This is a genomic window from Streptomyces radiopugnans (assembly GCF_900110735.1).
Classification (GTDB): Bacteria; Actinomycetota; Actinomycetes; order Streptomycetales; family Streptomycetaceae; genus Streptomyces; species Streptomyces radiopugnans.
The window spans coordinates 85,103-104,070 of record NZ_FOET01000004.1; the positions used below are offsets into that span (position 1 = coordinate 85,103).

An 18,968-nucleotide genomic window follows, 5' to 3' on the forward strand; every position below is an offset into this window, starting at 1 on the left:
TGCCCCGGCCGCCCCGCCCCGGCCGCCTCCTCCGGCCGCCTCCTCCGGTCCGGCCCGCCAGGGCGCTCCGGTCACCGCATCGCGCGCACGGCGCCGGACGCGAGCACGCCCAGCGCGGTCAGCGCCAGGACCAGGGCGACGCCGGCGAACATCACGCCGGTGCCCGCCTGGGCCAGGGCGCCGCAGGCGATCAGCGAGACGGGCGCGACGGCGTACCCGAGGACCATGTCGACCGAGATCACCCGGCCGAGGACCGACTGCGGGATGTTCCGCTGGATCCAGCTCAGTCCGAAGACCCCCTGGAAGCCGATGGCGAACCCCATCACCAGCACCGTCGCGACCGCCGCCGCCGGGTGGTCCAGGATGCCGAGCAGGGCCATGCCCGCGGCCAGCCATCCGGCCAGCCCCGCGATCAGCAGGCCCACCCGGGGCCGGCCCCCGACGGCTCCGCCCGCGAGGGTCCCCAGGATGGCTCCTCCCGCCAGCGCCCCGTTGAGCACGCCCAGGGTCGCCGAGCCGCCCTCCAGGGAGGTCCTGGCCAGGGTGGCGAAGCCGATGGTGAACGGCCCGGCGTAGCAGAAGTTGACGGCCGTGTCGACGACCAGCATGGTGCGGATGCGCGGGTCCCGCCACGCGTAGCGCACCCCTGCCCGTATCCGGGCGGCCAGCGTCTCCCCGGCGCCGGGCTCCGGCGCGGGGGCACCGGAGTCCGAGGTGGCACCGGCGTCCGGGCCGGCCTCCTCCTTCTCGCGGGGGGCGGTGCGGATGCGGGCGACGCACAGCCCGCACAGCGCGAAGCACACCGCGTCGACGAGGAAGGCGACGGGGGCCTGGGAGAGGGCGACCACGAGGCCGCCGGTGGCCGGGCCCAGCACGGCGGAGACCCGGGCGCCCGCGCCGAGCAGGGCGTTGGCGGAGGTGAGCGTCTCCTTGTCCACCACCGAGGGCAGGATCGAGACCCGGGCGGGCTGGAAGAAGGCGTCGACCGCGCCGAAGGCCGCGGCGGCCGCGCACAGCATCCACAGCTGGAGCGTGCCGGTCAGGCCGCCCAGTCCGACCGCCGCCATCAGGACGGCTCTGGCCCAGCTCGAGCAGACCATCAGGGCTCTGGGCGACCAGGTGTCGCCGAGTGAGCCGCCCACCAGGGTCAGCAGGGCCCGGGGCACCGCCTGGAAGGTCAGCACGTAGCCGAGCGCGAGGGTGGAGCCGGTCAGGGTGAGGGTCATCCAGGAGAACGCGATGTAGCTGAATCCGTCGCCGAGCAGCGACAGGGACTGGCCCAGCCACAGCAGGCGGAAGGAGCGCTGCCGGGCGGGGGCCCACAGCCGTGGGCCGGCGCCCGTGAGGGTGGTCGCCATCGTGGGACCTCTGCCTTTCGTCGGGCCCTCCCCGGACCGCCGGGTGAGGGCGGTCCGGGGAGGGCCGGTGGGGTGCGGACGTGTCAGTAGCGGACGGGCAGGGCGGTCAGGCTGCGGTTGAGCAGCGAGAGCTGCCAGGTGTGCCGCGTCCCGTCCAGGCGCAGCTCCGGGTAGTCGCGGACGAGGACACCGACGACCGCGCAGGCCACCAGCCGGGCGAGCGCCGCGCCGATGCAGAAGTGGGCGCCGAAGCCGAAGCCCAGGTGGGTGCCGCCGGTGCGCCGCAGGTCGAAGGCGTCCGGGTCCGGGAAGCGGGCGGGGTCGCGGTTGGCGGCGGCGGTGACCAGGAAGATCCGGTCGCCGGCGCGGAGGGTGTGGCCGTCCAGCCCGGTGTCGCGGGCGGCGGTCCTGATCGACATCTTCGAGGGCCCGTCCAGGCGCAGGGTCTCCTCGACGGCCGCGGCGACCAGTTCCGGCTCCTCGCGCACCGCCCGGAGCTGGTCCGGGCGGCGGAGCAGGGCCAGCAGGGTGTTGGCGATGAGGTTGCTCGTGGTCTCGCCCCCGGCGAACGCCATCTGGGTGAGCATCCCGACGAACTCCTCCTCGCTGACGCCGTCGCCGATCCGGCCGCCGGCCAGGACGGAGCTGATCAGGTCGTCCTTCGGCTCGGCGCGGCGCTCGGCGACCAGCCCGGCGAGGTAGTCCTCCAGGCTGACCAGCGACTGCAGCGAGGTGCGGTACTCGCGTTCCTCCTGGGCCGCGCCCAGGACGAGGTCGCCCACGCGGGCGTTCCAGTACCAGAAGGAGGGGGCGTGCGCCTGGGGGACGCCCAGCCAGCGGGCGAAGACCAGGGCGGGCAGCGGTCTGGCGATGTCCGCGGCGATGTCGCCGCTCCGGCCGGGGGCAGCGCGGCGGTTGAGCATCGCGCGGGTCGCCCGCTCGGTGAAGGCGCCGTAGCGGGCGACGGCGCGGGCGGCGAACTGCTCCTGGAAGACCTGGCGCAGCCGGCGGTGCTGCGGCGGGTCGTTGAAGACCATCCAGCGCGAGAGGATCGCGAAGGCGCGCTCGGCGTCGTCGCGGGCGCCCTGCGGGACCGCGTCCATCAGGGGGCGGACCCGGTCGGCGGAGACCGCCGGGTCGCGCAGGCAGCGCATGACCTGCTCGTGGCCGGTGACCAGCCAGGCCCGGTGCATGGGGCTCCAGTGGACCGGGGCGTGGTCGCGCAGGGCGTTGAGGTAGCCGTAGGGGTCGGCGTTGACGGCGGGGTCGAGCAGGTACCGCTCGGTGAAGCGGGCCGCCGGGGCCGGGCCGGACGCGGTGGTCGCGGTCGTGGCGGCGGGGGTGGCGGGGGTGGTGGATGCCGCCGTGGTGGTCGCGGTGGGAGTCATCTCCGGGCCTCCGTACCGATCGTGCCGAGCAGGTCCGCGATGCCCGCGACCAGCGGCTCGGCGAGCATGGACATGTGGTCTCCCTCGGCGACGTGGACGGTCAGGCCGCCCAGGGCCACCTCGCGCCAACGGGCCACGTAGGCGCGGTAGTCGACGTCGAGGCCGGGCATGGGCTCGCCGTCGGGCAGCCCGGCGGCCAGGGTTCCGACCACGAGGTGGACATGGCCCGGGTAGGGGCGCACCCGGTAGCCGGCCAGGGCGGTGAGCAGCGAGTGCCACACCTCGATCGGCGCCTTGTCGACCAGGGCGGCCTCGCCGGGGCTCATCCCCGCGCCCAGCAGCAGTGCGGTGAGTTCGGCCGCCGCCTTCTCGCGCTCGGGCGACGGCGGCAGGGCGCGGAGGCGGTCGCGCATCCGCAGCGCACGGCGCATGTCCCGGCCGACTCCGGCGAGCCGGTCGCGCGCCGCCGGGTTGGGCAGGTAGGGCTCGATCAGCACCAGGGGTTCGACGGTGTGGCCGGCCTCGTGGAGCTGGGTGGCCATCTCCAGGGCGATGTTGGCGCCCATGGACCAGCCCAGCAGGTCGTGGGGGCCGCGCCCGCCGTGGCCTGCGATCTCGGCGACGTAGTTGGCCGCGATGCCGCCCACCGTGCCGGGGTCCACGCCTCCCAGCAGGCCGCGGGCCTGGAAGGCGCGCACCGGGCGGCCCGGCGGCAGGTGGCGGGCGAGCGGGACGAACCACGCGGCGCTGCCGCCGGTGGGGTGCACGCACCACAGCGGGGCTCCCCCGCCCTCCCGGAGCGTGACCTCGGAGCGGACGGCGGCGGCCACCGCGCCCGTCTTCCCGGCCGACTCCTCGGCGCGAACGGCGAGTTGGGCGAGGGTGGGCCGCTCGATCAGGTCGCGCACCGAGACCGGCAGACCGCGCTCGGCGGCCAGGGCGGCCACCCGCACGGTGGACAGCGAGCTGCCGCCGATGCGGAAGAAGTCGTCGTGCACTCCGATCAGGGACAGGCCCAGTACCTCGCGCCACACCTCGGCCAGCAGCCTCTCGGCGTCGGTGGCGGGCGCGACGTAGTCGGCGCCGCTCTCGGCGCGTTCGGCCGACGGCAGCGGCAGCGCCCGTTTGTCGATCTTCCCGCTGCGGTTGACGGGCATCTCGTCGAGGAAGACGAAACGGGCGGGCACCATGTAGGCGGGCATGCCGGCGCGCAACGCCCTCGCCAGTTCCCCGGCGGAGGCTTCGGCGCCGTCGCGCAGGACCAGGTAGGCGACCAGCGCCGGCTCGCCCGGCAGGTCGGTGCGGTGCAGCACCACCGCCTGCCGCACCTCGGGCAGCGCGCGCAGGGCGTGCTCGACCTCGCCCAGCTCGATCCGGAAGCCGCGCAGCTTGACCTGGGTGTCGCGGCGGCCCAGCCACTCCAGAGCGCCGTCGGGCCGGTGCGTGCCCAGGTCGCCGGTGCGGCAGGTGCGGGAGCCGGGCGGGCCGTACGGGTCGGGGACGAAGGTGGCGGCGGTCAGCGCGGGCCGGTTCAGGTAGCAGCGGCCGACGGCCCGACCGCCCAGGTGGATCTCGCCGGGCACTCCGGTGGGCACGGGCTGCATGTCCTCGTCGAGCACCCGGGCGCTGGTGTTGCGCATCGGGGCGCCGATCGGCGGGCGTCCCGCTTCGGGCCCCAGTTCGGCGGCGACGGACCACACCGATGTCTCGGTCAGGCCGTAGACGTTGTGGAAGCGGCGCCCGCGCGACCAGGTGTCGGCCAGTTCGGCGGGGCACGCCTCCCCGGCCACCTGGAGCACCCTCAGCTCGGGGAAGCGGTCCTCGCCCAGGACCGCCAGGGCGCTGGGCGGCAGCATGGCGCCGGTGACGCGGTGGGTGAGCAGGGTGCGGGCCAGGTCGGGGCCCGGACGCAGCGCCTCCCGGGGCGCGGTGACCAGCCGTCCGCCGTTCGCCAGCGACCAGGTGAGTTCCAGGACGGAGGCGTCGAAGCCGAAGGAGGCGAACTGGAGGATCCGGTCGCCGGGGGTCGGGCGGATCAGGTCGCGCTGCCCTTCCAGCATGTTGATCAGGCCGTCGTGGGGGATCGCGACGCCCTTGGGGGTGCCGGTGGAGCCGGAGGTGTAGATGATGTACGCCAGGTTGCCGGCGCTCACCCCGCCGCCCGGCGGCGTCCGCGGGGCGGCGGGTCCGTCCAGGGCCCCGGGCTCGTCCAGGGCCAGGACCGGGCCGTCGAAGGGCACCGCCGAGGCGAGCGCGGTCTGGGTCAGCAGCACCCGCATGCCGCTGTCGGAGGCCATGAACTCCAGTCGTGCGGTGGGGTGCTGGGGGTCCAGGGGGAGGAACGCGCCTCCGGCCCGCAGGACGCCGAGGGCGGCGCGCACCATGTCCGGGCCCCGGTCGACGCAGATGCCGACGACCGTCTCGGGTCCGACGCCCAGCGCGTGCAGCCGGGCTGCGATCCGGGCCGCGTCCGCGTCCAGTTCGCCGTAGGTGACCTCCTGCCCGCCGTGGACGACGGCGACCGCGTCCGGGGTCCGCCGGGCGTGCGCGGCGACCAGTTCGTGGAACATCAGGGGGCCGTTGTCCCGGTCCGGTCCGCTTCCCCACTCCTTCAGGGCCCTGTCGCGGGCGGCTCCGGTCAGCGCCGGGCGGGTCACCGGGGCGTGCGGGTCGGCGATCATCGTCTCGATCCGCTCGCACAGCACGTCGGCGAGCTGCTCGGCGGTGGCCGGTGCGACGTGCTCGGAGTCGGCGTCGAGGGTGAAGCCGTTCACGCTCGCGTTGACCAGCAGCGGGAACATGGTCCTGGCGATCTCCAGGGACTCGTCCCAGGTGTCGTGGGAGAGCCGGTGGAAGTTGACGTAGTTGAAGACCGCCTCGACCGGGTTCGGCTCCCCGGGCCGCAGCTGCGCCATCCTCGCCAGCGGCATCCGGCGGTGGGGCAGCATCTCCTGTTCGGCGGCGAACACCGCGCGCAGGTACTCCAGCCAGCTCCCCCGCGGACGTTCGACGCCGAAGGGCACGGTGTTGAGGAACAGCCCCCGCATCCGGTCCGCGCCGGGCACCTCGGGCCGGCCGTTGGTGACCAGGCCGATCGAGTGTCCCTCGGCGGCCTCGTCCCGTTCGGCGAACAGGCTCATGGTGTGGTGGAAGGCGGTGATCAGGACGGTGCGCCGGGGCACTCCGGCCGCCTGGGCCAGCCGCCCGATCGGCTCGGCCAGTGCCGCCCAGGAGCGCCGCACCTCGTGGACGGGCCGCTCCCCGTGCCCGCCGCCGTCGCCGCGCCGGGGGAAGCGGACGGGGCGGAGTCCGGCCAGCGCCGAGCGCCAGTACTCCAGCGCCTCCTCGCCGTGCAGCGCGGCCCGTTCCAGGGCCACGTACTCGGCGAAGGCGGGCGCGGGCGGCAGTTCGGGGCGCCGGCCCTCGGCCACCGCGCGCCGGTGCAGGTCGAGCAGGTCCGCCACCAGGGAGGTCAGGCTCCAGCCGTCCAGGACGACATGGCAGTCGGTGAGGACCAGCCGCAGTTCGTGGTCGCCCGTGTGGTGCAGGTGGATGCGGACCAGCGGCGCGGCGGTCAGGTCGAAGCGGCGCTCGAACTCCTCGGCCACGAACCGGCGTACGGCGGCGCGCTGCTCCTGGCGGGACAGTGTGCGCAGATCGGTGTAGCCGACCGGAAGCTTTGCGGTGCGGTGCACCAGTTGGAGGGGTTCGCGGTAGGAGGTCAGGTCGATGGAGGAGCGCAGGATGCCGTGGCCGCGCACCACGGTGTCCACGGCGGCCTGGAAGGCGCCGAGGTCGAAGCCCTCCGGAACGGTGATCTTCAGGTCGGTGACGTTGTGGTACGCGCCGCGCCGCGGGTCGGCGAGCATCTCGTGGAGCATGCCGGCCTGGAGCATGGTCAGCGGGTAGGCGTCCTCCAGCCCGTCGGGCAGCCGGGCCGCGTCGGCCGCGTCCAGCTGGGAGAACGGCTCGACGGGGGCGGGCGCCCGGCCGGCCCTGCCGGCGCGGCGGGCGAGGTCGGCCAGGGTGCGGGCCCGGAAGAGGTCGGCCACGGTCAGGGCGAGGCCCGCCGAGCGGGCCAGGCCGATCACCCGCAGGGCCAGGATGGAGTCGCCTCCCAGGTCGAAGAAGCCGGCCGTGCGGCCGACGCGTTCGACGCCCAGGACCTCCGCCCAGATGCGGGCCAGGGTCACCTCGGTCGCGCCGGAGGGCGGGACGTACCCGGCCGGGGCCGGTGCCCCCTCGTCCGCGGCCGCCGTCAGGGCGGCGCGGTCGACCTTGCCGTTGGCGGTGATCGGCAGCCGGGGGTGGCGTACGAACAGCGCCGGCACCATGTAGTCGGGCAGGGTCAGGCGCAGCCTCTCGCGCAGCGCCGCCGCGTCCAGCGGGCGGCCCTCGGTCATGACGACGTGGGCGACCAGGCGGGCGCCGCCGTGCGGTCCGGGGCGGGCCACCACCGCGGCGTCGGTCACTCCGGACAGGGCCCGCAGGGCGGTCTCGATCTCGCCGGGTTCGATGCGGTAGCCGCGGATCTTGACCTGGTGGTCGGCGCGGCCGACGTAGGCCAGCTGCCCGTCGGGCAGGACGCGTACCAGGTCGCCGGTGCGGTACATCCGGGTGCCGGGCGGGCCGAAGGGGTCTGTGGGGAAGCGTTCGGCGGTCAGTTCGGGACGGTTGCGGTAGCCGCGCGCGACGCCGCCGCCGGCGACGTACAGCTCGCCGACCGTGCCCTGCGGCACCAGGCGCCCGTACCGGTCCAGCACGTAGCCGTGCTGGCCGGTCAGCGGCCGGCCGATCGGCGACCGCGCCGGGGCGTGGACGTCGTCGGCGGTCAGCGTCCGGTGGGTGACGTGCACGGTGGTCTCGGTGATGCCGTACATGTTCACCAGCGCGGGCCGGCGGTCGGCGGGGGTGTCGAACCAGTCGCGGTAGTCGCGCACGTCGAGGGCGTCGCCGCCGAAGACGACGGTGCGCAGCGCGAGGCCGGTGAAGTCCTGCCCGCTGTGGGCCAGGTGGGCGCGCAGTCCCTTGAAGGCGGCGGGCGTCTGGTTGAGGACGGTGACCTTCCGGTCGCGCAGGACGGCCAGGACCGCGGCGGGGTCGCGGACCTGCTCCTCGGTGAGCACCACGACGCGGCCGCCGCTGGTGAGCGGCCCCCACAGTTCCCACACGGAGAAGTCGAAGGCCGGTGAGTGGGCCAGGGTCCACACGTCGCTCGGGCCGAAGTCGAAGTGGTGGTCGGCGGCGCCGAGCAGCCAGGCGAGGTTGGCGTGGGTGACCTCCACGCCCTTGGGGCGGCCGGTGGAGCCGGAGGTGTAGATGACGTAGGCGAGGTCCTCCGGCGCGGGGCGGACGTCACCGGCGTCGGCGGCCGGCCCGGCGGCGGCAGATGCAGCGGTACCGGCTTCGGCTTCGGCGAGGGGTATCACATCGACCGGCAGTCCCTGGACCGCCGCGCGGCCGGTGTCGTCGGCGACGACGAAGGAGACGCCGGCGTCGGTGAGGGTGAACTCTCGGCGGGCGCGCGGATGGGAGGGATCCAGCGGCAGATAGGCCGCACCCGCCCGCCACACCCCGAGCAGTGCCACGGCCAGGTCGGCCGAGCGGTCCAGGCAGACACCGACCAGCGACTCGCGTCCGACGCCGGCCGCGCGCAGCCGGCGGGCCAGGGCGGAGGCCGCGGCGTCCAGCCGCGCGTAGGTCAGCGTCCGGTCGCCGCCGACGACGGCCGACGCGTCCGGGGTGCGCGCGACGTGCTCGGCCAGGCGCTCGGGCGCGGTGCGCGGCGCGGGCCCGCCCCGCCGTACGGGACCGGCCGGGCCGCCGGAGCCGAGCAGGGCGGCGCGCTCGGCGCCGGTGAGCGGATCGACGGTGCTCAGCGGGGCGTCGGGGGTCTCGGTGAAGGCGCGCAGCAGTGCGGTGGTGTGCGCGGCCAGCCGGGCCACGGACTCCCGCTCGAACAGGTCGGGACGGTAGACGAAGACCAGCTCCCGGCGGTCGCCGTCCTCGCGCAGCTCCAGGGCGAGGTCGAACTTGGCGGTGGTGTGGTCGATGCGGAAGGGCGTGCCCGTGGCACCGCCGAGGGCGAAGGCGCCCTGCCCCGCCGGGGCCTGGGTGAACAGCACCTGGAACAGCGGATTGCGGGACAGGTCGCGCTCCGGGCTCAGCTCGTCGACGACCCGCTCGAACGGCAGGCCCTGGTGGGACAGGGCGCCCAGGACGCTCTCCCTGGTCCGGGCCAGCAGCCGTGCCGGGGTGGGGTCGTCGGAGAGGTCGGCGCGCATGACGAGGGTGTTGACGAAGAACCCGGCCAGCTGCTCGGTCTCGGGCCGCTCCCGGTTGGCGACGACCGTGCCGATGGCGATGTCGTCCTGGCCGCTGTGCAGGGCCAGTGCCGCCTGGAACGCCGCCATCACCGCCATGTACGAGGTGGTGTCGGTGCGCCGTGCCAGCTCGGTCAGCGCCGCCGACAGCCTTCCGGGCAGTTCAGTGGTGTGCACGGCGCCGGTGTGGCGGGGGGTGTCGGTGCGCGGGTGGTCGGTGGGCAGCTCCAGCGGGGTCAGACCGGCCAGCCGGGCGCGCCAGTAGCCGAGGTCGGCGGCCTCGTCGGCGCCGCGCTGCCAGACGGCGTAGTCGGTGTAGTCGATCGGCAGTTCGGGCAGCCCGGCCGGGCCGCCCCCGGTCCTGGCGCGGTACAGCTCGCGCAGGTCGCGCACCAGGATCTCCAGCGACCAGCCGTCGGAGACGATGTGGTGCATGGCGAGGATCAGGACGTGGTCGTCTTCGGCGGCCCTGAGCAGGGTGGCCCGGAAGGGCGTCTCGGCGGCCAGGTCGAAGGGGCGCATCGCCAGCTCGCGTACGGCCTCCTCCAGGGTCCGTCCGGACAGGGCCGCCAGGTCCGCCGTCTCCAGACGCGACCGGCCCGCGGGGTGGACGCGCTGGTGCGGGACGCCGTCGTGGGCGGGGAAGGTCACCCGCAGCTGCTCGTGGCGGGCGACGAGGTCGCGGACGGCCCCGCCGAGCGCGGCGGTGTCCACCGGACCGGTCAGCCGCCAGGCGGCGGGCATCAGATAGGTGGCGGCGCCGGGGTCGAGCTGGTCGAGGAAGTACAGGCGCTGCTGCGCGGCGGACAGGGGCGCGCGGTCGGGGCGCGGGGAGAGCCGGGGTATGGCGGCCGGGGCGGTGCCGGCCAGCCCGCGCAGCCGCTGCTCCAGCAGCCGCCGGGCGGCCGGCGAGAGTGCGGCGCGCGCTGTCCGGGGCCGGGACTCGGGACGGGCCCCGGTCCGGGCGTCGGGCCGGATCTCGGGCTGGATCTCCGAAGTGGTCATGGCGCGTTCCGTCCAATCTCAGTCTTGGTGGTCCACCGTCAGGGACAGGTCGATCTCGTCGTCGCTCATCGCGGAGATCAGTTCGACGAGCTGCCGCTCCACCTCGGCGGCGAGCAGCTCGACGGTGGGGTGCTCGAACAGGTCGCGGACCTGGAGGGGGCAGTCGAAGGCGGCCCGCAGGCGGGAGGCGGCGGCCACGGCGCGCAGCGAGTGCCCGCCCAGTGCGAAGAAGTCGTCGTGCACGCCGACCCGGGGCACCCCCAGCACCTCGGCCCAGATCTGCGCCGTCACCGTCTCGGTGGGGGTCCTCGGCGGTGTGAACTCGGCGGGGGCGGGGGGTTCGGGCTCGGGCAGGGCGGCGGTGTCGAGCTTGCCCTGCACGGTCAGCGGTAGCGCGTCGAGTACGGCGAAGGCGGCCGGGACCTGGTAGGCGGGCAGATGGGCGCGGCAGTGGGCGGCCAGGGACTCGGCGGTGAGGCCCCGGCCTGCGGCATAGCCCACCAGGGAGCGTTCGCCGCGCAGCTCGCGGACCACGACGGCGGCCGAGTGGACGCCGGGGTGGCGGCGCAGCACGGCCTCGGTCTCGCCCGGTTCGACGCGGAAGCCGCGGATCTTGACCTGGTCGTCGCTCCTGCCGGTGAACTCCAGGTCGCCCGAGGGCAGTCGGCGCACCATGTCGCCGGTGCGGTAGAGCCGGCCGCCGCCGGGGACGAAGGAGTCGGGCACGAACCGCTCCGCGGTCAGCGCCGGCCGTCCCAGATAGCCGCGCGCCAGCTCCGGCCCGCCGACCAGCAGTTCGCCGGGGACGCCGAGCGGGGCGAGGTTGCCGTGAGGGTCCACCACGTAGGCCCGGCGCGAGCCCAGCGGGCGGCCGATCGGCACCCGACCGCCGACCGGTGCGGTGACCGGGTGGGCCGTGGCGGAGACGACCGACTCGGTGGGCCCGTAGGTGTTGACGACGGGAACGCCGGGCAGGTGGGCGAACCACCGCTCCAGCGGCCCCGAGGGCAGCTCCTCTCCCCCGGTGACCAGCAGGCGCAGGCTCGCCAGGTCGCCGGCGACCGTCTCCAGCCGGGCGACCACCTCCTCCCAGTAGGAGGGGGTGAGTTCCATGACGGTGATCCCCTCGGCGCGCACCCGTTCGGCCAGTTCCTCCACCGACCACACCTCGTCGGGGCGGACGACCACGGTCGCGCCCGCCCCGAGCGCGGGCAGGATCTGCTCCAGCGAGGCGTCGAAGGAGAAGGAGGCGAAGGTCAGCACCCGGTCCCGGGCGGTGATCGCGAACAGCTCGCGGGCTGCGGCGACATGGGCGGCCAGGGCGTGGTGCTCCACGCCGACGGCCTTGGGCCGGCCGGTGGAACCGGAGGTGAAGATGGTGTAGGCCAGATCGTGCGGGTCAGGCGTATGGCGGGGCGCGCCGGGGTCGGGGCGCACCTCGTCGGCCGGTACGACGGGGACCGCGAGCGCGGCGAGCGCTTCCGCGGTGGACGCGTCGCCCACCACGCATCCCACCTCGGCCTCGGCGACCATGAACCGCAGCCGCTCGGCGGGGAGGCGGGGGTCGAGCGGTACGTACACCCCGCCGGCCCGCCACACCGCCAGCATCGCCACCACCGACCCGATCCCGCGCCGTACGCAGACGCCCACGGCGCTCCCCCGGCCCACTCCCGCGGCGGCCAGCGCCGCCGCCAGCCCGCCGGTCAGCCCGTCGAGCTCGCCGTAGGTCACCGACCGCCGCCCGCACACCAGCGCCGGCGCACCCGGCTCGCCCGCCGCGGCCACGGCGGTGAACGCCTCGGGCCCGGGGGCGGGCCGGTCCGCCCCCGCGGTGGCGACCAGGTGTGCGCGTTCGGCGGGCGACAGCAGGTCCACCCGGTGGACGGGGACGTCCGGGTCGGCCGTGACGGCGGCCAGCACCCGTCCCACGTGCTCGGCCAGCCGGGTGGCGGTGGCGGCGTCGAAGAGGTCGGCCGCGTACTCGACGTTGAGGGCGAACCGGTCGGGATAGAGGAGGAAGGTGGTGGTCAGGTCGAACTTGGCCGACGCCCACGGCAGGTCGAATCCGTTCGCCTCCAGCCCCTCGATGTCCGGCCCCGCCGCGGGGCTCTCCTGGACGTCGACCATCACCTGGAACAGCGGGTTGCGGGACAGGTCGCGCTCGGGCCGCAGCCGCTCCACCAGCTTCTCGAAGGGCACGTCCTGGTGGTCGAAGGCGCCCAGCACGGTCGCCCGGACCCTTCCGAGCAGTTCGGCGAAGGTGGGGGAGCCGGACAGGTCGCCGCGCAGGACGACGGTGTTGACGAAGAACCCGACCAGCCGCTCCAGCTCCGTCCGGCCGCGGCCGGCGACGGGGGTGCCCACGGGGACGTCGTCCTGCCCGGACCAGCGGGCCAGCACCGTCTGCACCGCGGCCAGGAGGACCATGAAGCGCGTCGCCCCCTGCTCGCGGGCGAAGACGTCCAGCCGGGCGGCCAGTTCGGACGGCAGTCCCACCTCGACCGCACCGCCACGGCCCGACCAGGCCGTGGGGCGGGGGCGGTCGGTGGGCAGCCGCAGCACCGGGAGGTCCTTCAGCTCCTCCTCCCAGTAGTCCAGCCGGCCCTCCAGCGTCCCGTCTCCGGCCCGCTCGCGCTGCCACACCGCGAAGTCGCCGTACTGCACGGGTGGTTCGGGCAGCGTCGGGGCCCGGCCCGCCAGGCGCGCCCGGTAGCAGGCCGCCAGCTCCTCGGTGAAGACGTCCTTGGACCAGCCGTCGGTGGCCACGTGGTGGAAGGCGAGGACGGCGACGTGGTCGCGCGGTCCCAGCTCCCACACCCCGGCGCGCAGCATCGGCGGGCGGTCCAGGTCGAAGCGGCGGGTGGCGAGCGCGTGGGCCTGCTCCCGCACCGCTTCCAGCCGGGCCGCCTCGTCCTCGCCGTCCGGGGCGTGCCGCCACTCCAGCGGTACGCCCGTCGGGTCGCAGACCTGCTGTGCGGGGCGGCCGTCCACCTCGACCAGGGCGGTGCGCAGCACCTCGTGCCGGGCCGTCATGTCGTCCAGCGCGGCCTGCCAGGCGTCGCGGTCCAGGCCGCCGCGCAGACGCCAGGAGAACCACAGGACGTACTCGTCGCCCGCCTCGGAGGTGCGGTCCAGGAACCACAGCCGCTCCTGGGCGAAGGACATCGGCAGCGGGCCGGAGCGGTCCACGGGGGTGACCGCGGTCCCGGCGGCCCGGCGCGCGGCGGCCACGGCCGGGCCGAACTCGCGGATGCGGGGGTTCTCGAACAGGGTGCGCAGCTCGATGTCGCGGCCCAGGCGCTCGGCGACGCGGGAGACCGCCATCGTGGCGAGCAGGGAGTGCCCGCCCAGGTCGAAGAAGCCGTCGTCGATGCCGACCCGTTCGACGCCGAGGACGTCCGCCCAGACGGCCGCGATGATCCGCTCGCTCTCGTCGCGGGGCGGGGTGTGGGCGACGCGGCCGGTGGCGCGGTCGGGGCGGGCGTCGGGCAGCGCGGCGCGGTCGAGCTTGCCCGAGGCGTTCACGGGGAGCGCGTCGAGGAGCACGAAGTCGGAGGGCACCGCGTAGTGCGGCAGCCGCTCGGCGCACCAGGACCGCAGCGCGGCCGGCTCGACGGTGCCGCCGGTGCCGCCGGTGCCGCCGGTGCCGCCGGTCACGACGTAGCCGATCAGGGTCTGGCCGGTCCCGGTGTCGGGCCGCACGGCGGCGGCGGCCACCCCGGGGCACTCGCGCAGGGCCGCCTCGACCTCGCCGAGCTCGACGCGGAAGCCGCGGATCTTGACCTGGTCGTCGCTCCTGCCGAGGAACTCCAGGTCGCCCGAGGGCAGCCACCGGACGATGTCGCCGGTGCGGTAGAGCCGGCCGCCGCCGGGGACGAAGGGATCGGGCACGAACCGCTCCGCGGTCAGCGCCGGCCGTCCCAGGTAGCCGCGCGCCAGCTCCGGCCCGCCGATGAGCAGTTCGCCGGGGACGCCGACGTCCACGGGCCGGTCGTGCGCGTCCACCACGTACACCCGGCGCGAGCCCAGCGGGCGGCCGATCGGCACCCGGCCGCCGACCGGCCCGGTGACCTCGTACGTGGTGGAGGTGACGGTCGTCTCGGTCGGTCCGTAGGCGTTGCAGACCCGCACGTGGGGCGCCGCGGCCCGCCAGGCGGCCAGCGCCTCGGCCGGTACGGACTCCCCGCCCAGGATCAGCAGCCGCAGGCCGGCCAGTCTCGCGGCGGCACGGCGGTCGAGGGAGAACGCCAGCTCGGTCCAGTAGGTGGGCGGGAGGTTCACGACGGTGACGCCGTGCCGCTCGACCACCTCGGGCACCTGGGTCGGCAGCCACGGCTCGTCGGGGCGGACGATCACCTGCGCGCCGCACGTCAGCGCGGGCAGCACCTGGTCCAGGGAGGCATCGAAGGAGAAGGAGGCGAAGGCCAGCACCCGGTCCCCGGCGGTGATGCCGTAGCGGTCGCGGGCGGCGGCGACATGGGCGGCCAGGGCCTGGTGCTCCACGCCGACGGCCTTGGGCCGGCCGGTGGAACCGGAGGTGAAGATGACATGCGCCAGGTCGTGCGGACCGGGGGTGCGGCGGGGGCCGCCGGGGTCGAAGCCGGCGGTGTCGGCACGTACGGCGACCGCTTCCAGTCCGGCGGCCGTCCTCGCGGTCGCCGCGTCGGCGACGACGCAGCCCACCTCGGCCTCGGCGACCATGAACCGCAGCCGCTCGGGCGGCAGGTCGGGGTCCAGCGGCACGTACACCCCGCCGGCCCGCCACACCGCCAGCATCGCCACCACCGACCCGATCCCGCGCCGCAGCAGGACCCCCACCGCGCTCCCCCGGCCCACCCCCGCGGCGGCCAGCGCCGCCGCCAGCCCGCCGGTCAGCCCGTCGAGCTCGCCGTAGGTCACCGACCGCCGCCCGCACACCAGCGCCGGCGCACCCGGCTCGCCCGCCGCGGCCACGGCGGGCGCGGGACCGGCCGGGCGGTCGGGGGCGGTGCTCCAACGCGCCTCGGGCCGGACGCCCGCCGCGTGCGGCGCGGGACCGTCCGGCAGGGGCCCGCCGTGCGGGGACTCGCCCCGCAGGGGCTCCAGGCGCCGGGCGAGTTCCCCCACCGGGGTCCGCGGGTCGTCCAGGACCGCGCGCAGCAGCCCGGTGTAGGCGGAGGCGAACCGGTGCATGGTCCCGGCGTCGAACAGGGCGGTGGCGTACTGCAGCCGGGCTGCGATGCCGCCGTCCGCGCGCAGGCTGAGGTCGAGGAAGACGTCCATCGTGGTGCCGGTGAGCGGCGGCGCCACCAGCTCCGCCTCCAGTCCCGGCAGGACGACGGGCCGCTGGGCGGTGTTGAGCAGGGTGAACGACGCCTGGGCCAGCGGGTGGCGGGACAGGTCGCGTTCGCCGCCCACCGCGCGTACCACGTGGTCGAAGGGCGCGTCGGCGTGCGAGAGGTCCTTCAGGACGCCGGTGCGGACCCGCTCCAGGAGGGCGCCGAAGGCGGGTTCGCCGGACAGGTCGGTGCGCAGGACGACGGTGTTGACGAACGGGCCGATCAGCTCCGCCGTTCCCGCGTGGCCGCGGTCGGCCATCGTGGTGCACACCGCGATGTCGGTACGGCCCGTGCAGCGGGCCAGCAGTGCCTGGTAGACGGCGAGCAGCAGCATGTAGCGGGTCGCGCGGTGCTCGCGGGCGACCCTGTCGACGTCGGCCACCAGGTCGGCGGGCAGGGTGAAGCGGACGACGTCGCCGGAACCGTCCCAGAACCGGGGGCGCGGCCGGTCGGTCGGCAGGTCCAGGGGGGCGGTGCCGCGCAGCCGGTCGCGCCAGTAGCCGAGCAGGCGTTCCATGCGCGGGCCGCTCAGCCGTTCGGCCTGGGCACGGGCGAAGTCGGCGTACCGCAGGGCCGGCGGGGCCACGGCCTCGCCCCGGTAGCCCGCGGCCAGCTCGCGCAGCAGCACGTCCCACGACCAGCCGTCGACGGCGATGTGGTGCACCACCAGGAGCAGCAGGTGGTCGTCGGGTGCCAGACGGGCGAGGACCGCGCGCATCGGGTGCTGCGTCGCCAGGTCCAGCGGACGGCCCAGCTCGCGGGCGAACAGTTCCTCGGCGCTGCCGGCCTCGGTCCGCTCCAGCACCGCGCCGCCCGGGCCGTCCACCCGGGGGACGGGCTCACCGTCGACGGCGGCGAACCGGGTGCGCAGCACCTCGTGCCGGTCCACGACGCCCGTCAGCGCCCTCTCCAGCGCCGGCACGTCGAGCGGACCGCGGATGCGCAGCGCCAGGGGGAGCAGGGAGTCGGAGGAGTCTTCGGCGAGCTGGTCCAGGAACCACAGCCGCCGCTGAGCGAAGGATGCCGTGCGGTCGTCGTCACCGTGCCTCGCCCCGTGGGGGGCGGCTCCTGTTGTCACTGTGGCCTCCATGCGGTGTTTTCCCGAAGACTGCCGCCGCCGGGAGGCCTGCCGACAGGGAAGAAGGCGCAGCCCCGTGCGCAGTGCGGCCTGCGCGTCCGTCCCTTCGCGCGGACACGGGCGCGCGGCGGCCCCTCCGGGTGGAGCCGGAGGGACCGCCGCGCGCCCGGGGGCTCGGAGCAGGGGGCGGGGCCGGGGCCGGTGCTACACCTCCCCCGTGTCGGCCACGGCGACGAAGCGCAGTTCGGAGGTGTAGGAGCGGCCCTCGTCGTCGGTCAGCCAGGTCTGCTCGGGGGTGGGCAGCATCTCGGTGACGACGACCTGCCCGTCCGGGTCCCTGCGGGCCAGCCGGCGCAGCGCCTTGGCCAGGACGGTCACGTAGACCGGGCTGTCGAAGTCGACGTAGAACGGGCGGGGTTCGGCCGGGGAGGCGACGAACACGAAACGCGGCAGACCGGTCTCCTCCCGCCACTGGCGGGCCCGCACGAATCTGCGTGCCTCGTCCTTCTCGGCGGCGAAGTCCGTCGAGCCCGCGGGGATCCGCCAGGTCTCCCTGGCCACCACGAGCCGGTCGACCGTGATCCGCGGCGAGTGGGCGGCCTCGGGCAGGACCTGGAACAGATCCATCGCCAGGGTGGTCAGGACGTGCGAGAACACGTCCACGGCCGCGAACTCGGCGCCGTCGGGCAGGACGACCGCCAGTTCCCCGTCCTCCCGCTCGCGCACCGTGACGTCCGCGCTGTTCACGGTGCGCGGCCGGGCGGGGTCGGCGGTGAAGTCGAGCAGGGCCACCTGGTGGTCCCGCGGCCGGACCAGGGCGTGCCGGATGCGGGCCGACAGGCGGGAGCGGTGTTCCTTGGGCAGCAGCGGCATCAGGCGCGGACCGGGATGGTCGCGGTCGGTGAGCGCGGTCAGTTCGCCGGGGTCGGGGTGCTGGTGGACGAAGAGCGAGGCGCCCAGGGTGTTGGCCGCCAGGTGCAGTTCCCCCAGGACGAGTTCGAAGTCGCCGCGTGCGACGGCCTCCGCCCCCTCGGCGGCGATCATGATGTCGGGGCTGATGTAGCGGGCCGCCGTCCAGCCGCCGCCCGGCCCGCCGAACCGCTCGCGCACCGGTCCCGCGACGTCCTCCAGCGACAGCCGCACCCGGCGGGCTCCCGGCGGGGGCGCCAGGATCCCCTCCCAGCGGTCCTGGAAGTCGCGCTGGAGCCCGGGCGCCGCCGTACGGGCGTCACCGTGCAGGACGGGCATGCAGGCGAACCAGAACGCGGCCAGGTCGACCGGCCCGCGCGCGGCCAGGCCGCGGTAGACCTCCTTCGCCCGGTCCATCACCGCGTCGGCCAGCCGGGCGGTGAGCCAGCCGGCGCTGGTCAGCAGCGGCTCCAGCGGAGCGAGGGCGTCGCGCACGGCGGGGCCGAGGCGTGCGGTGGCGGCACGCCGGCAGTCGGAGTAGACCAGGGCGCGGCACGGTGCCGTCCCGGCCGACTTCTCCCGCACGGCGGCGGTCTCGGTCAGTGCGGTGAACTCCTCCTCCAGCTCGGTCAGGGCGGTCACCAGCGCGTCCGCGCCCCTCGCGTCCCGTACCCGGGCGCGGCGCCGCTCCAGGGCCTCCAGCGCGTCCAGTCCGCGCCTTCGCGCCTGCGCGTCGCCCACCCGTTCCAGCCAGGCCCGCAGGGAGCGTTCGGGGTGGGTGCCGGCGGGCACCTCCAGGCGCCACACCGCCCAGCGCCGCGCCACCAGGTCCTCCAGCACGGCGGGCACGTCGGTGCGGGGCAGGGCGGCGGCGATCTCCCGCGCGGTCCGCACGCCGTCGCACCGCGCCAGGACGGCGGCGGTCGCCTCGTCGACGGTCTGCGGCGGCCGGCCCGGCACCGTGACCCGGGCGCCGTCCAGGCGGACGAACGGGACGCGCCGGGGGGCCGTCCACTCCCGCAGCGCGGGGTCGGCGCCGATCGTCGAGGCGAGGGCGTCGACGGCCCAGCCGGCCCAGTAGACCTCGGAGTCGGCGACCAGACCGCGGCCGGCGTCCACCTCCACCCCGTCGGTGCGCGGGTCCCAGCGGCCCCAGCCGACGGGGCCGAAGAAGCCGATGGTGTCGTTCTTGACGCAGAAGCGCTGCCAGTAGTGCGCCACCAGCTCCTCGCGCTGGCGCGGCATGCTGGTGCGCCCGGCCGCGGTCGGCGTCCAGTTCAGGAACGGTTTGAGGCCCGAGTCGAGCACCGGCCGGTTCTGCCAGGCCACGGCCTCGCGGAAGGCGGGGGTGCGGGCGATGTCCTGGAGGATGTGGGCGGTCTCCACGGCGGCGTCGGCGTACAGGCGGGCGAAGTCGTCCCACCGCTCACCGGCCGGTCGCTCGCCGGGGGCGAACTTGTCGGCGGCGGCGGCCAGTCCGGGCGGTGCCAGCCGCAGCACCCCCTCGGCGGGGAACCCCGGGCCGCGCAGCGCGAACTGCTCCCACAGCCGCCAGCGTCCGCCGGGCAGACGGGTGTCGGTCACGGTCT

At 75.7% G+C, this 18,968-nt stretch carries 5 protein-coding genes; all 5 read right to left on the reverse strand.

Features of this window, described 5'->3' with window-relative positions:
* Positions 1–71: 71 nt before the first annotated feature.
* Positions 72–1,358: an MFS transporter gene (locus BMY40_RS10580; protein WP_093658009.1), complete on the reverse strand. Its 1,287-nt coding sequence runs from the start codon at positions 1,356–1,358 to the stop codon at positions 72–74.
* Between the two features lie 83 nt (positions 1,359–1,441).
* Complete coding sequence (locus BMY40_RS10585; protein WP_093658011.1) at positions 1,442–2,746, reverse strand: cytochrome P450; 1,305 nt, start codon at positions 2,744–2,746, stop codon at positions 1,442–1,444.
* The gene (locus BMY40_RS10590) at positions 2,743–10,074 is read right to left on the reverse strand and encodes a non-ribosomal peptide synthetase (protein WP_093658013.1); all 7,332 of its coding nucleotides are present in this window, start codon (positions 10,072–10,074) and stop codon (positions 2,743–2,745) included. The genes BMY40_RS10585 and BMY40_RS10590 overlap by 4 nt, the downstream gene beginning before the upstream one ends.
* 18 nt (positions 10,075–10,092) lie before the next feature.
* Positions 10,093–16,470 (reverse strand): non-ribosomal peptide synthetase, encoded by a 6,378-nt coding sequence (locus tag BMY40_RS10595; protein WP_245769996.1) that lies wholly within the window; start codon positions 16,468–16,470, stop codon positions 10,093–10,095.
* Positions 16,471–16,674: 204 nt separating this feature from the next.
* The gene (locus BMY40_RS10600; protein ID WP_093658017.1) at positions 16,675–18,963 is read right to left on the reverse strand and encodes a lantibiotic dehydratase; all 2,289 of its coding nucleotides are present in this window, start codon (positions 18,961–18,963) and stop codon (positions 16,675–16,677) included.
* Positions 18,964–18,968: the final 5 nt, after the last annotated feature.